The organism is Flavobacterium chungangense LMG 26729 (assembly GCF_000735715.2).
GTDB classification, from domain to species: domain Bacteria; phylum Bacteroidota; class Bacteroidia; order Flavobacteriales; family Flavobacteriaceae; genus Flavobacterium; species Flavobacterium chungangense.
Map to the genome: position 1 here is coordinate 261,454 of NZ_JASY01000004.1, position 13,826 is coordinate 275,279.

Consider the following 13,826-nt stretch of genomic DNA (forward strand, 5'->3'; position numbering starts at 1 on the left):
AGTGAGAAAACCTTTGAGCCTTTGTCACTTTGCAACTTTGAACCTTAAAAAATGAAATACAATCCAAACGAAATTGACGCCAAATGGCAAAAATATTGGGCAGAAAATCAAACTTTTGCAGCAAAAAACAACTCTGAAAAACCAAAGCATTATGTTCTCGATATGTTTCCTTATCCATCAGGAGCAGGATTACACGTTGGGCATCCGCTGGGTTATATTGCTTCAGATGTGTATTCTCGTTTCAAAAGACATCAGGGCTTCAATGTTTTGCATCCAATGGGTTACGACAGTTTTGGATTACCGGCTGAGCAATATGCAATTCAGACAGGTCAGCGTCCGGAAGATACTACCCGTGTAAATATTGACGGTGGAGTAGATAAAGAAGGAAAACAAATTGCAGGATACAGAAAACAATTAGATAAAATCGGATTTTCATTTGACTGGGCACGTGAAGTGCGTACCTCAAATCCGGATTATTACAAACATACACAATGGATTTTTATTCAGTTATTCAATTCCTGGTACAATAAAAATTCAGACAAAGCCGAAGACATTTCGACTTTGGTTTCTATTTTTGAAAAAGAAGGAAATGCAAATGTAAAAGCTGTTTCTGATGATAATATCCAAGGTTTTTCATCAGGTGAATGGAATGCGTTTTCAAAAGACGAGCAGGAAAAAATCCTTTTACAATACAGATTAACTTATTTGGCAGAAACTGAGGTAAACTGGTGTCCAGGCTTAGGAACAGTTCTGGCAAATGACGAAATTGTAAACGGAGTTTCGGAGCGTGGAGGCTTTCCTGTTATAAGAAAAAAAATGACACAATGGAGTATGCGAATTTCTGCTTATGCCGAACGCCTGCTTCAGGGGCTAAATGATATCGACTGGAGCGAGTCAATAAAAGAGTCTCAAAGAAACTGGATTGGAAAATCTGTGGGTGCAATGGTTTCTTTCAATGTGAAAAATCACAATGAAGTAATCGATGTATTTACGACAAGGCCTGATACTATTTTTGGAGTAACATTCATGACTTTGGCACCGGAACATGATTTGGTGGCTAAAATTACAACTCCGGAACAAAAAGCGGCTGTTGAAGCGTATATCGAAAAAACTTCAAAACGTTCTGAGCGTGAGCGTATGGCTGATGTAAAAACCATTTCGGGAGTATTTACAGGAGCGTATGCGGAACATCCTTTTACAAAAGAAGCTATTCCGGTTTGGATTGGTGATTATGTTTTGGCTGGTTATGGAACCGGTGCTGTAATGGCAGTTCCTTGTGGAGACGAAAGAGATTATGCGTTTGCTAATTTCTTTAAAGGTCAGAACGGAATGCAGGAAATCAAAAATATCTTCGCTAATGTCGATATTTCTGAAGCAGCTTACGGATCAAAAGATAACGTTGAAATCGCAAATTCGGATTTCTTAAACGGATTAAATTATAAAGAGGCGACTAAAAAAACAATCGAAAAATTAGAAGAAATAGGGCAGGGAACCGGAAAAACAAATTACCGTTTGCGTGATGCTGTTTTTTCTCGTCAGCGTTATTGGGGTGAACCGTTCCCGGTTTATTATGTAAACGGATTGCCAAAAATGATCGACACACAGCATTTGCCAATCATTTTACCGGAAGTAGAGAAATATTTACCAACTGAAGATGGATTGCCGCCTTTAGGAAATGCTGCAGTTTGGGCTTGGGATACGAAACAAAATAAAGTTGTCAATACTGATTTGGTTGATAATGTTTCGACCTTTCCTTTAGAATTAAATACAATGCCAGGCTGGGCAGGAAGTTCATGGTATTGGATGCGTTATATGGACGCGCACAACGAAAATGAATTTGCGTCGGCAGCAGCTTTGGCGTATTGGGAAAGCGTTGATTTATATATTGGAGGAAGCGAACACGCAACGGGTCACTTATTGTATTCTCGTTTCTGGAACAAATTCTTAAAAGACAAAGGCTTTGCTCCAACTGAAGAGCCATTCAAAAAACTGATCAATCAGGGAATGATCTTGGGGACTAGTGCTTTTGTTTATAGAGTTAAGATCGATTTCGAAAGAACTTTTTCAGATTCAAAAAGTGATATTTGTTTTGAAATAATTGACACTTTTGTTTCTAAAAATGTTATTAATGATTATTTAAAGAATGGAAGTAATGAACAGATTAACCGATTTGTAAAAGAACAAGAGGATCATTTTAATAATTCTTATTCTTCTGATTTTAATCTGAAATTTTCGAGTATTCATTTTGATGCAATTCATGTTGATGTGGCGTTAGTTAATTCTTCTGATGAATTAGATATTGAAAAATTCAAATCATGGAGAGAAGATTATGCTGATGCTGAATTTATCTTAGACGATAACGGGAAATACATTGTTGGTCGCGAAGTTGAAAAAATGTCGAAATCAAAATACAATGTTGTAACGCCAGACGATATTTGTGCAGAATATGGAGCTGATACATTACGTTTGTACGAAATGTTCTTAGGTCCGTTAGAGCAGGCAAAACCCTGGAATACTGCTGGGATTTCAGGAGTTTTTGGTTTCCTGAAAAAATTATGGAGATTGTATTTTGATGACAACGGTTTAATCGTAAACAACGACGAACCAACAAAAGACAACTTAAAATCATTGCATAAAACAATCAAAAAAGTAGCAGAAGATATTGAGAATTTCTCTTTCAATACTTCGGTTTCTCAGTTTATGATTTGTGTAAATGAACTGTCTTCTCAAAATTGTCATTCAAGAGCGATTTTAGAACCGTTAGCGATTTTGGTTTCACCTTACGCACCGCATATCGCAGAAGAATTATGGTCGCAGTTGGGACACACAACTTCAATTTCTGAAGTTGCTTTCCCAATTTTTGAAGAAAAGCATTTGGTGGAATCTGAAAAAGAATACCCGGTTTCTTTCAACGGAAAAATGCGTTTTACGATCAAATTGCCTTTGGATTTAACCAAGGAACAAATCGAAGAAATCATCATGAAAGATGAAAGAACTTTGAAGCAATTAGATGGTAAAACACCAAATAAAGTGATTATCGTTCCTGGGAAGATCATTAATTTGGTTGGATAACCAAATAAAATCCAATATTTAAAATTCCAAATTCCAATTTTACGATTGGGGTTTGGGATTTTTTTGTGCGTGTTTTTTTACCGCCAATTGTACTAATTCTCAGAGATTTATTTCTAAAACACATAGTTTGTCATTCCGAGGAACGAGGAATCTTCGCGAGAAGCTCCGCAATCAATGTCGCCAATCTTTGTAGAGCTGCTTACGAAGATTGCTTCGCCAGTTCGCTATCACTCGTGTCCTCGTTCCTCGGAATGACAATATTAAGGAAAAAATTGCGCCTTCGTGAGTAAAATAACCTAGCGTTCTTTGCGTAAACCTTTGCGCACTTTGCTGTTTAAAAAACACTCCAACATTGGAATTTGGAATTTAATTATTGAAAATTTTCAAAATGTTGTAACATTTTAATAGTTCACGTATCCAAAGCACGGATCCGATTATTTAACAACTTAAAACTATTAAAAATGAAAAAGTATATCATCGTAATTATCGCATTCTTATTCTCAGCATTATGTCTAAATGTTTTTGCACAAACAAAATCATATCCTTTTGAAGTTCTTAAAACCGGAAAAGGGAAACAATCTATACTATTTATTCCGGGATTTGCTTCTTCCGGAGAAGTTTGGAACGAAACCAAAACCGCATTCGAAAAAGATTTTACTTGCTACACATTTACAATGGCTGGTTTCGCGGGAGTAAAACCACGGCCAAATCCATCATTCGAAAACTGGAAAACAGAAATTGCTAATTATATCCAAAACAATAAAATTGAAAAACCAATAATTATTGGACACAGTATGGGTGGAGGATTGGCGCTTGCTCTTGCGGCAGACTATCCGGAATTGATTGGAAAAATTGTTGTTGTGGATGCGCTTCCGTGTCTGGCAGCTTTGAGTGATCCTTCTTTCAAATCAAAAGAAAACAATGATTGTTCTTCAACTATGAGCCAAATGACGGCAATGAATGAAACTCAGTTTTATGAGATGCAGAAACAAACGATGCCGAGACTTTTGCAGGATATTTCAAAACAGGAATTGGTAGTGAGCTGGAGTGTAAAATCAGACAGAACCACTTTCGGACAAATGTATTGTGATTTTTCTAATACCGATTTGAGAAACAGGATTGCACAGATAAAATGTCCGTCGTTAATTTTATTAGAGTCTTATTTTATAAATTTAAAACCTACAATCGAAGAACAATATAAAAACCTGAAAACAGCTGATTTTAAATACGCAAACAAAGGCCTGCATTTTATAATGTATGATGATACAGCATGGTATTTGGAACAATTAAACAATTTTTTAAAATCGTAAGATGGAATTCGAAGAAATCTACAAAATATATTGGGATAGGATTTTCAGGCTTTGCATGGGATTTGTGAATGATTATGATGCTGCTCAGGATTTGGCTCAGGAAACTTTTATTATTGTCTGGCAGAAGCTGGAAGCATTTAGAAACGAATCGGCTATTGGAACCTGGATTTTCAGAATTGCTTCCAATAATTGTCTGAGGCAGATCGAAAAACAGAAACGTTTTCCGAAATCTGATTTATCAATTCATCTTTTAGAAGAAAAACAAACTTCATTAGAACCTCAAATTCAGTTTTTATACAAATGCATTGCTGAATTGCCGGAAACAGAGCGTATCATTATTTCACTGGAACTGGAAGATGTAAAGCAGGCAGAAATTGCAAAAATCGTTGGACTTTCTGAAGCTAATGTTAGAGTGAAAATTCACAGAATAAAAGAAAAACTGACTCAAAAATTCAAAGAAAATGGACAGCAATAATATAGATTTTAAAGATTTATGGAAAAAACAAGCCGTAAGTCAGCCCAATATCGAGGATTTGATGGCAAGGCTAAAACAATTCAAAAAAGCAGGTTTGAGAAGTTTATGGAAAACCAATATTCTGCTTTTTGCCACATCTGCTTTTATTATTTTTATTTGGTACTATTATCAGCCCCAATTTATTTCGACTAAAATCGGAATCGTTTTGGCAATCGTGGCAATGATAATGTATGTGGGAGTTTACAATGGTTTACTTCGTATTTATAAAGATATTGATACAAACCAAACCAATCAGGAATATTTGCAAAAACTAATTTTAATTAAAAGAAAACAACAATTCATGCAGTCTACTATATTGAGTTGGTACTTTGTTTTACTTCTTGCGGGAATTTGTTTGTATATGTATGAATACGCTTCAAGGATGACTGTTTTTTATGCGCTGATTACATATGGCATAACCTTGCTTTGGATTGGTTTTAACTGGTTTTATATGCGTCCGAAACAAATTAAAAAACAACAGGCAAAAATTAATGAACTGATTGTAAAGTTTGAAGATATAAATAAGCAATTGGATTAATAAAATCAATATTTTAAAATTGCTTGGCCTGTTCGCTATCGCTCGAGTCCAAATTCCAATTTTTACGATTGGGGTTTGGATTTTTGTTTCAATATAGTTTGTCGTTCCGTACGAATCTCATGGTTCGATTGACTTAATGTGTAGATTTCTTTGAGTAATAAGTTTGTGTTTAGTTTTTTGCGAAACAATTCATAATTAAAATTTAAAGTTGTGTGTCATTTTGACATTTTACAAAAATGGTTCGTAAATTGTTGTGATTTTACAAGACAAAACATAAACTAAAAAATATAAATATGGGAAGAGAATATTTAATTCTTGCCGGTGCGATAATGCTGATTAGCTGGCTGGTGAGTTCAAAGTTAAAGAGTAAGTTCGAGTTGTATTCGAAACTGCAGTTGCAAAACGGAATGAGCGGAAAGGAAATTGCAGAAAAAATGCTGGCTGATAATGGTATTCGTGACGTTCGGGTAATTTCGACTCCGGGGCAATTGACAGACCATTATAATCCGGCAGATAAAACAGTTAATTTAAGTGAGGCAGTTTATAATCATCGAAACGCGGCAGCGGCGGCTGTTGCAGCCCATGAATGTGGTCACGCCGTACAGCATGCGATTGGTTATGAATGGCTGACAATGCGTTCTGCATTAGTTCCTATTGTTAGTGTAGCATCAAATTATGTACAATGGATTTTGCTGGCCGGAATCCTTATGATAAGAACTTTTCCGCAGTTATTGTTAGTGGGTATCGTGATTTTTGCAGCAACAACTTTATTTACTATTATAACATTGCCAGTTGAATATGATGCAAGTAATCGTGCGCTGGCTTGGTTGGAAAATAAACGAATGCTGACACAACAAGAACAGGCGGGAGCAAAGGATGCCTTAAAATGGGCTGCAAGAACTTATGTTGTAGGGGCTATTGGTTCTATTGCTACGCTATTGTATTATATTTCGATTTACTCAGGAAGCAGGAGGAATTAAATTTTTAATGTGGCAATTTAGATAATTAGTCAATTAGATAATTTATAGAAAACCCGACAGATTTTTAAAAATCTGTCGGGTTTATAGTTTTATATGTAGTTTTTTTGAATTATCTAATTTTCAAATTGACACATTATCTAATTTACAATTGTATCTGTCTGTCAATCTGCTGATCCAGCGAAATAAACGTTTCAGTTCTCGAAACCCCTTCAATTGCCTGAATTTTGGTATTTAAAAGCTGCATCAAATGTTCGTTGTCGCGACAGATAATCTTAATCAAAACCGACCAGTTGCCGGTGGTGTAATGGCATTCCAGAACTTCAGGGATTTTTTTTAAATCTTTTACAGCTTCAGAGTTTCGGGAGGCTTTATCTAAGTAAACTCCAATAAAAGCCATGGTGTTATAACCTAATACTTTAGGATTTACAGTAAATTTTGATCCTGAAATCACACCTGATTGTTCCAGTTTCTTTAACCGCTGATGAATCGCGGCTCCGGAAATACCAATTTTGTTTGCAATTTGTAAAATAGGTTTTCGGGCATCATCCATTAAATAACGAAGGATTTCCTTGTCGATACCGTCAATTTCGATTAATAGCGAGTTGATTTTCATAACTTGTAATTTGAAACTAATCCTGCTAATTTGGTTTAGAATAGAAATCAAATGTAGTTAAAATGGTTGGAAATAAAAATTCCAAATTCCAACATAAAAAGTTGAAATTTGGAATCTAAGTTGTAAATAGTAAGGATTATTTTTTATTTGCCTCACTAATATATTTTTCTAAAGCCATTGTCATAGAAGGAGTTTCAGGAGTCGGGGCAAGAATATCAATTCTTAATCCGTGGTCTAAAGCTTCTTTTTGAGTTGTGCTTCCAAAAACAGCAATTCTGGTATTGTTTTGTTTAAAATCAGGAAAGTTTTTAAACAAGGATTTGATTCCTGTTGGACTGAAAAACGCCAAAACATCATAATAAACATCAGCTAAATCTGACAAGTCGCTCATTACTGTTCTGTAAAAAATAGCTTGTGCCCAATCTACTTTTAATCCGTTTAATGTTACAGGAGCATCTGCGTTTAACTGATCAGAGGCTGGAAGCAGAAATTTTTCGTCTTTGTATTTTTTGATAAGTGGTGATAAATCTGCAAAATCTTTAGCACCCACGTATATTTTACGTTTTCTGTACACCACATATTTTTGCAGGTAAAATGCCACCGCTTCTGATTGACAAAAATATTTCAATCCTTCAGGAACTTTGTAGCGCATTTCATCAGCTACCCTGAAAAAATGATCAACCGCATTTCGGCTCGTTAAAATGATCGCAGTGTAATGATTAAGATCGATTTTTTGTAACCTAATCTCTTTTGCACTAACTCCCTCCACATGAATAAAAGGTCTGAAATCAATTTTTATTTTGTGTTTCTGTTGGAGCTCAAAGTAAGGGGAGTTTTCCACTTTAGGTTCAGGCTGTGACACCAAAATTGTTTTCACTTTCATATTATAAACATTTACTAAGCCACCTCTTTTGTAATCCAATAATAAAGGAAATAATAAGGGGCTATTTCAAGAGCGCAAAGATATAAAATAAAATAAAATAATTTGTTGATTATTGTATTTTGATAAGTTTTAATTGAAATAAAGTAGGAAAACATACTTATACATGCCGAAACCCCTATTATTGCTAGTGGTATACTCTTAGGAACATTGTTATGATAAAACAAAATTGCATTAACAGGGAGTATTAGAAGACCAATATAAGTTCTGTAAGTTGCTTTCTGCAGGTTAAAAAGATCGACAAACTCATCAATATTGAAGGCAGTTCCTATGATTTTTTCTATTAAATACTTCGCTAAGATAAAGTAGGTTAATAAAGTAGCAATCTGGGTAAAAAGCATCCAGTCTGATTTTGTAGCATATCCTGATTCGGGAAATTTAAAAATATGCATCGTCAACTGTATAAAAAAAGCATACGAAATAATTTGTACAAAAAACAAACCTACAGTAAAACTGCTTTTTAAATGCGAAACGTCACGATAAATTTTTACATATTTATCTGAGAAAATAAGTTTTGTAAACTCACTAAATCTATTTTCATAAGCAGATTTAGTAATGGCAACAACGGCAAAAGCCAACACAAATAAAAGTGTTGCCCAATCTTTGTTTTCTATAATTCTGGGATGAAGCTGTTCAATCATAACGATACAAAATTAGTAATTTTTTGTCTCAATACTTTTATTATACATTTATTATGAATCAAATGCTATAAAAAGTTTACTTTTGCGGTGAAATTACGCAGAAAAAATGAATGATTGTATTGTCATAATTCCCACTTACAACGAGATTGAAAACATTGAAAGCATAGTACGTGCGGTGCTTTCGCAACATAAATCATTTCACCTTTTAATCATTGACGACAATTCGCCGGATCACACCGCTGATAAGGTGGTAGCGCTTCAGGAAGAATTTCAGGAAAGACTGTTTCTTGAAAAAAGGGCAAAAAAATCAGGATTAGGGACGGCTTATGTTCACGGTTTCAGATGGGCTTTGGAACGTAAATATGATTTCATTTTTGAAATGGATGCTGATTTTTCACATAATCCAAATGATCTTGAAAAATTATATGACGCCTGTCATTTTGGTGGGGCTGCTTTAGCTGTGGGTTCTCGTTATGTTACAGGTGTAAATGTGGTGAACTGGCCTTTAAGTCGTGTGCTAATGTCTTATTTTGCTTCGGTTTATGTTAAGTTTATTACCGGAATGAAAATTCATGATGCAACAGCAGGTTTTGTTTGTTACAAAAGAGAGGTTTTGGAAAAGATAAATCTCAATAAAATAAAATTTGTTGGATATGCTTTTCAAATCGAAATGAAATATAGAACTTATTGTGCTAAATTTGAAATCACAGAAGTTCCCATTATTTTTACAGACAGGACTAAAGGTGTCTCAAAAATGAGCAATGCTATTATTAAGGAAGCGATTCTTGGAGTTATTTCTCTTCGATTAAAAAAAATATTCAATACATTATAAACGCGGAAGATGAACAGGATTTTAATAAAGAATGCCAAAATTGTAAATGAAGGGTCTGTTTTTGAAGGGGATGTTTTAATCGAAAACGACTTAATTGTTGAAGTTGCAGACAGTATCAGCCTAAAAACATCCGATTGTAAAGTAATAGATGCCGAAGGAAATTTTCTGATCCCGGGAGCAATTGACGATCAGGTACATTTTAGAGAACCGGGACTTACACATAAAGGGGATATTGAATCTGAATCCAGAGCTGCAGTAGCAGGAGGTATTACTTCTTTCATTGAACAGCCCAATACGGTTCCGAATGCCGTTACACAGGAAATTTTAGAAGATAAATACCAAATTGCTTCCCAAAAATCATTTGCGAATTATTCGTTCATGATGGGGGCAACCAATAATAATCTGGAGGAAGTTTTAAAAACAAATCCAAAAAATGTTGCCGGAATCAAAATTTTCCTCGGTTCTTCAACCGGAAATATGCTGGTAGATAATGAAGCGACTTTAGAAAGAATATTCTCAAGTACGCCAATGCTGATTGCAGTGCATTGTGAAGATGAAACTACGATTCGGAATAATTCAGTAGAATTCAAAGAAAAATATGGAGATGATGTTCCGGTTACGGCTCATAATCTAATTCGTAGTGCTGAGGCTTGTTATATTTCATCTTCAAAAGCAGTGGCCTTGGCAAAGAAAACAGGTGCAAGACTTCATATTTTCCATCTTTCCACTGCGAAAGAAATGGAATTATTCACGAATAAAATTCCGTTGGAAGAGAAAAAAATTACGGCCGAGGTCTGTGTACATCATCTTTGGTTTACTGATGAAGATTACAAAACAAAAGGAAATTTTATCAAATGGAATCCTGCTGTAAAAACGGCAGACGACAGAAAGGAGCTTTGGAAAGCTTTGAATGACGGTCGTATCGATGTTATTGCAACCGATCATGCACCACATACAAAAGAAGAAAAAAATCAGTCTTATTTAAATGCCCCTTCAGGCGGTCCGTTAGTTCAGCATGCTGTTATTGCTATGTTTGAAGCGTATCATCAGGGTAAAATCAGCGTTGAGAAAATCGTTGAAAAAATGTGCCATAATCCGGCTAAGATTTTTAAAATCGAAAAAAGAGGTTTTATAAAAGTAGGGTATTATGCTGATTTGGTTATTGTAAACCCAAGTTTGCCATGGAGCGTAAAACCAGATAATATTTTGTATAAATGTGGGTGGTCTCCGTTTGAGAATTTTACTTTTAAATCAAGAATTACACATACTTTTGTAAATGGCGAAATGGTTTATAACAACTTTAAAGTAAAAGATGTTCGTGCCGGGAAGCGACTATTATTTAACAGATAAACAGCAATGAAGAATTTTGTATTTATAATATTGGTTTTATTTCTTTCTGTAAGTTGTAAAAAAGAGCTGGTCAAAGAACCTGCTAAACTTATCGCGAAAGAAAAAATGATTGATATTATATATGATTTATCTCTTTTGGATGCTATAAAATACCAACAGCCTTTATCGCTGGATTCGGTTGAGTCCAACCCTAAGAAGTTTATTTTTAAAAAATATAAGGTTGATAGTCTTCAGTTTGCTCAAAGCAACATCTATTATGCTGCTGACTATGATAACTACAAAGAAATGTTTGATGAAATAAATGCAAGGCTGGATAAAGAAAAAAAAGTTGTCGAAAAAAAGATAAAAGCAGAAGAAAAAAAGGCTGCCAAAGCTAAAAAAATAGCAGAGGCAAAAAAGGCTGCTGAAGCAAAAAAGAAAAAATTAAAAGAAACTCCTAAAGATTCTGTAAAGAAAGTCATAAAAAAAATAAATGTCGACTCTGTAAAAAGAAAGAAACGAGTTCAGCATAAAGGATTATAATTTTGATGCTTCGTTTATGTATTGATTTACATCTAAAAAAACCGTTCCCAGAGCGGTTTTTATTTTTTCATTTGAATACAGATTTTTAGAATAAGAAGCTTTAGCTGTTGCTTTAGTGAGACTTCTTTTTCGAAAGAATAAAGTTGAAAATATTCCATTTGCAATCCAAAGGAAGTTCATGAATAGTGGCGTAGCGTGAATTGTTGGTTTTTTTGCCTTTAGAACTTCAGCAATCGTATTTAGAATATCCCTGAAAACAATATTATCTGCAATTAGCGTAAAACGTTCGTTTTTTATATTGCTTTTCATTAGTTCAAAAGCAATTCTTACGACATCATTTATAGTAACAAATCCAGTGTTTCCAAGGGTGTAGAATGAAAGGCCGTTGGCTACTTTTGTATACAATTCATTACTTCCGTGTTCGAAAATTGATGTGGTTGCAATAGGCGCCAGAATAACTCCAGGGTTTATGATGATCACATCTAAGTCTTCCTGGACTCCTCGCCAGACTTCCATTTCGGCACCGTATTTTGAAATTGCGTAGTCACTGTGTGGTTTTTCCGGATTCCAGTCGGTTTCTTCGGTAATATAAGTTTCATGGGGCTGCAAATCTCCCAAAGCTGCAATGGAGCTTACGAAGCAAAATTTCTTTACATCTTTGGCTAAAGAAAAATTAACCATATTGGCGGTTCCTTCAATATTGGTTTTTCGAAGTGCATCTTCATCTTTTGGGTCAAAAGAAATCAAGGCAGCGCAATGGTAAACATATTCTATTCCGATAAAAGCAATCTCGAGAGAAGGAACGTCCAGAATATCGGCCTCCAGCCAATTGATTTGTTCAAATAAATCCCCTTTTTTGTACAGTTCAAAAACAGACTTTGTTTTTTGGATATTGTTTTGGCTGCGGTAAATAGCCCGGACATTTTCTCCATTTTGAATTAAATGAAGCAATAAATGTGCGCCAACTAAACCAGTTCCTCCTGTTACTAATACCATTTTGTAAAGATAAGTTTTTGGCTGAAAGGTGCAAAGTTACAGAGGATCAAAGTTGCAAAGGTTTTTAATTGCTTTTTGAATTTGCCGTTGAAATTTGCCATTGCCATTGCTTTTTGAGATTGATATTGCCATTGCTTTTTGATTTTGATATTGACATTGATTACATTTGCGCAAAAATATTTTAAAAATGAAGAATCTAGTTGAAGAATTAAAGTGGCGCGGTTTGTACCATGATAGCATGCCAGGGACGGAAGAACAATTGCTAAAAGAGGTAACATCGGCTTATATTGGTTTCGATCCAACGGCAGATTCGCTGCATATTGGCAGTATGGTTCAGATTATTTTGCTGGTTCATTTAAAGAATTTTGGTCATCAGCCCGTTGCTTTAGTGGGTGGTGCAACCGGAATGATTGGTGATCCATCCGGAAAATCTGATGAAAGAAATTTGCTGAACGAAGAAACTTTAGCTAAAAATGTTGCCGGAATCAAAAGCGTTCTGTCTCGTTTTTTAGATTTTAATTCAAAAGAACCAAACGGGCCAATCATGGTGAATAACTATGACTGGATGAAAGAATTCTCGTTTATTGATTTTGCCCGTGAAGTTGGAAAACGTATCACAGTAAATTATATGATGGCGAAGGATTCTGTTAAAAAAAGAATCAACGGAGAAGGCGAAGGAATGTCTTTCACGGAATTTACCTACCAGTTAATTCAGGGATACGACTTTTATCATTTATATAAAAACAACAATTGCCTTTTGCAAATGGGAGGTTCTGACCAATGGGGGAATATTACCACAGGTACAGAATTAGTGCGCAGAATGGGGGGTGAAAATGCGAAAGCTTTTGCTTTAACAACACCTTTAATTACAAAAGCAGACGGCTCTAAATTCGGGAAATCTGAAGGAGGGAATGTGTGGCTGGATGCTGATAAAACTTCGGTTTATAAATTTTACCAGTTTTGGGTTAATGCTACAGATGCAGATGCTGAAAAATACATTAAAATTTTTACTTTCTTAGATAAAGAAACAATTGATGCTTTAATTGCAGAACATCAGGCAGCACCGCATTTAAGAGTTTTGCAAAAGAAATTAGCAGAAGAAATCACGATTTTTGTTCACAGTAAAGAAGAATTAGAAAAAGCGATTCAGGCTTCGAATATTTTGTTTGGAAATTCAACTGCGGAGGATTTGAAGAAACTGGATGAAAAAACTTTCTTAGAAGTTTTTGACGGAGTTCCTCAGGCAGAAATTGCAAAAACAGACTTAGAAAACGGATTGGATATCATCTCAGTTTTAAACGAAAAAACGGGATTTTTTAAATCAAACGGAGAGGCGAGAAGAGCTTTAACTGCAAATTCAATTTCGGTGAACAGAGAAAAAATCAAGGAAGATTTTGTATTGTCTACAAATGATTTGATTAATAATCAGTTTGTATTAGTTCAAAGCGGAAGAAGAAATTATTATGTAATTAGAGTAGTTTAAAAGGTTTAACTGTTTAATCGGTTAATTGTTTAATT

The 13,826-nt window shown here is 34.9% G+C and carries 13 protein-coding genes; 9 read left to right on the forward strand and 4 right to left on the reverse strand.

Annotation, left to right across the window (positions count from 1 at the left end; genetic code table 11):
* The first annotated feature begins 51 nt into the window (after positions 1 to 51).
* The 5 genes from JE46_RS10435 (at position 52) to JE46_RS10455 (ending at position 6,414) form a co-directional block, all read left to right on the forward strand.
* Positions 52 to 3,072, forward strand: a complete 3,021-nt coding sequence (locus JE46_RS10435; RefSeq protein WP_031455223.1) for a leucine--tRNA ligase — start codon at positions 52 to 54, stop codon at positions 3,070 to 3,072.
* Between the two features lie 461 nt (positions 3,073 to 3,533).
* Positions 3,534 to 4,382 (forward strand): alpha/beta fold hydrolase, encoded by an 849-nt coding sequence (locus JE46_RS10440; RefSeq protein WP_031455224.1) that lies wholly within the window; start codon positions 3,534 to 3,536, stop codon positions 4,380 to 4,382.
* Between the two features lies 1 nt (position 4,383).
* The gene (locus JE46_RS10445) at positions 4,384 to 4,857 is read left to right on the forward strand and encodes an RNA polymerase sigma factor (RefSeq protein WP_031455225.1); all 474 of its coding nucleotides are present in this window, start codon (positions 4,384 to 4,386) and stop codon (positions 4,855 to 4,857) included.
* Positions 4,844 to 5,434, forward strand: coding sequence for a hypothetical protein (locus JE46_RS10450; RefSeq protein ID WP_031455226.1), 591 nt, complete (start codon positions 4,844 to 4,846; stop codon positions 5,432 to 5,434). The genes JE46_RS10445 and JE46_RS10450 overlap by 14 nt, the downstream gene beginning before the upstream one ends.
* 293 nt (positions 5,435 to 5,727) lie before the next feature.
* A complete protein-coding gene (locus tag JE46_RS10455; RefSeq protein ID WP_031455227.1) occupies positions 5,728 to 6,414 on the forward strand; it encodes a zinc metallopeptidase in 687 nt (228 codons plus the stop codon).
* A gap of 142 nt (positions 6,415 to 6,556) precedes the next feature.
* Here the strand turns inward: JE46_RS10455 and JE46_RS10460 are convergent, their stop codons facing one another.
* From JE46_RS10460 to JE46_RS10470, 3 genes are all read right to left on the reverse strand, one after another.
* Positions 6,557 to 7,027 carry an Lrp/AsnC family transcriptional regulator gene (locus tag JE46_RS10460; RefSeq protein WP_007811264.1) on the reverse strand — a complete coding sequence of 157 codons (471 nt, stop codon included), beginning with the start codon at positions 7,025 to 7,027 and terminating at the stop codon, positions 6,557 to 6,559.
* Positions 7,028 to 7,163: 136 nt separating this feature from the next.
* Positions 7,164 to 7,910, reverse strand: coding sequence for a uroporphyrinogen-III synthase (locus tag JE46_RS10465; protein ID WP_031455228.1), 747 nt, complete (start codon positions 7,908 to 7,910; stop codon positions 7,164 to 7,166).
* Positions 7,911 to 7,924: 14 nt separating this feature from the next.
* Positions 7,925 to 8,608 carry a DUF4271 domain-containing protein gene (locus tag JE46_RS10470; RefSeq protein ID WP_031455229.1) on the reverse strand — a complete coding sequence of 228 codons (684 nt, stop codon included), beginning with the start codon at positions 8,606 to 8,608 and terminating at the stop codon, positions 7,925 to 7,927.
* A 106-nt stretch (positions 8,609 to 8,714) separates the two neighbouring features.
* Here JE46_RS10470 and JE46_RS10475 point away from each other — a divergent pair, with 106 nt between their 5' ends.
* Genes JE46_RS10475 through JE46_RS10485 form a run of 3 tightly spaced genes read left to right on the forward strand, consistent with a single transcriptional unit; the run spans position 8,715 to position 11,312 of the window.
* A complete protein-coding gene (locus JE46_RS10475) occupies positions 8,715 to 9,440 on the forward strand; it encodes a polyprenol monophosphomannose synthase (protein ID WP_031455230.1) in 726 nt (241 codons plus the stop codon).
* A 9-nt stretch (positions 9,441 to 9,449) separates the two neighbouring features.
* Entirely contained in the window at positions 9,450 to 10,790 is a 1,341-nt protein-coding gene (locus JE46_RS10480; RefSeq protein ID WP_031455231.1) for a dihydroorotase, read from the forward strand.
* A 6-nt stretch (positions 10,791 to 10,796) separates the two neighbouring features.
* Positions 10,797 to 11,312, forward strand: coding sequence for a DUF4296 domain-containing protein (locus JE46_RS10485; protein ID WP_031455232.1), 516 nt, complete (start codon positions 10,797 to 10,799; stop codon positions 11,310 to 11,312).
* On the opposite strand, the gene JE46_RS10490 is transcribed toward JE46_RS10485, so the two are convergent.
* Positions 11,307 to 12,308: an NAD-dependent epimerase/dehydratase family protein gene (locus JE46_RS10490; protein WP_031455233.1), complete on the reverse strand. Its 1,002-nt coding sequence runs from the start codon at positions 12,306 to 12,308 to the stop codon at positions 11,307 to 11,309. The two genes, JE46_RS10485 and JE46_RS10490, sit on opposite strands and share 6 nt — an antisense overlap.
* A gap of 187 nt (positions 12,309 to 12,495) precedes the next feature.
* On the opposite strand from JE46_RS10490, the gene tyrS reads away from it, so the two are divergent.
* Complete coding sequence (tyrS, locus tag JE46_RS10495; RefSeq protein WP_031455234.1) at positions 12,496 to 13,791, forward strand: tyrosine--tRNA ligase; 1,296 nt, start codon at positions 12,496 to 12,498, stop codon at positions 13,789 to 13,791.
* Positions 13,792 to 13,826: the final 35 nt, after the last annotated feature.

Coding starts and splice junctions, on each gene's coding strand:
- JE46_RS10435 (WP_031455223.1), top strand. CDS start 52: ATGAAATACAATCCAAACGAAATTGACGCCAAATGGCAAAAATATTGG.
- JE46_RS10440 (WP_031455224.1), top strand. CDS start 3,534: ATGAAAAAGTATATCATCGTAATTATCGCATTCTTATTCTCAGCATTA.
- JE46_RS10445 (WP_031455225.1), top strand. CDS start 4,384: ATGGAATTCGAAGAAATCTACAAAATATATTGGGATAGGATTTTCAGG.
- JE46_RS10450 (WP_031455226.1), top strand. CDS start 4,844: ATGGACAGCAATAATATAGATTTTAAAGATTTATGGAAAAAACAAGCC.
- JE46_RS10455 (WP_031455227.1), top strand. CDS start 5,728: ATGGGAAGAGAATATTTAATTCTTGCCGGTGCGATAATGCTGATTAGC.
- JE46_RS10460 (WP_007811264.1), bottom strand. CDS start 7,027: ATGAAAATCAACTCGCTATTAATCGAAATTGACGGTATCGACAAGGAA.
- JE46_RS10465 (WP_031455228.1), bottom strand. CDS start 7,910: ATGAAAGTGAAAACAATTTTGGTGTCACAGCCTGAACCTAAAGTGGAA.
- JE46_RS10470 (WP_031455229.1), bottom strand. CDS start 8,608: ATGATTGAACAGCTTCATCCCAGAATTATAGAAAACAAAGATTGGGCA.
- JE46_RS10475 (WP_031455230.1), top strand. CDS start 8,715: ATGAATGATTGTATTGTCATAATTCCCACTTACAACGAGATTGAAAAC.
- JE46_RS10480 (WP_031455231.1), top strand. CDS start 9,450: ATGAACAGGATTTTAATAAAGAATGCCAAAATTGTAAATGAAGGGTCT.
- JE46_RS10485 (WP_031455232.1), top strand. CDS start 10,797: ATGAAGAATTTTGTATTTATAATATTGGTTTTATTTCTTTCTGTAAGT.
- JE46_RS10490 (WP_031455233.1), bottom strand. CDS start 12,308: ATGGTATTAGTAACAGGAGGAACTGGTTTAGTTGGCGCACATTTATTG.
- tyrS (WP_031455234.1), top strand. CDS start 12,496: ATGAAGAATCTAGTTGAAGAATTAAAGTGGCGCGGTTTGTACCATGAT.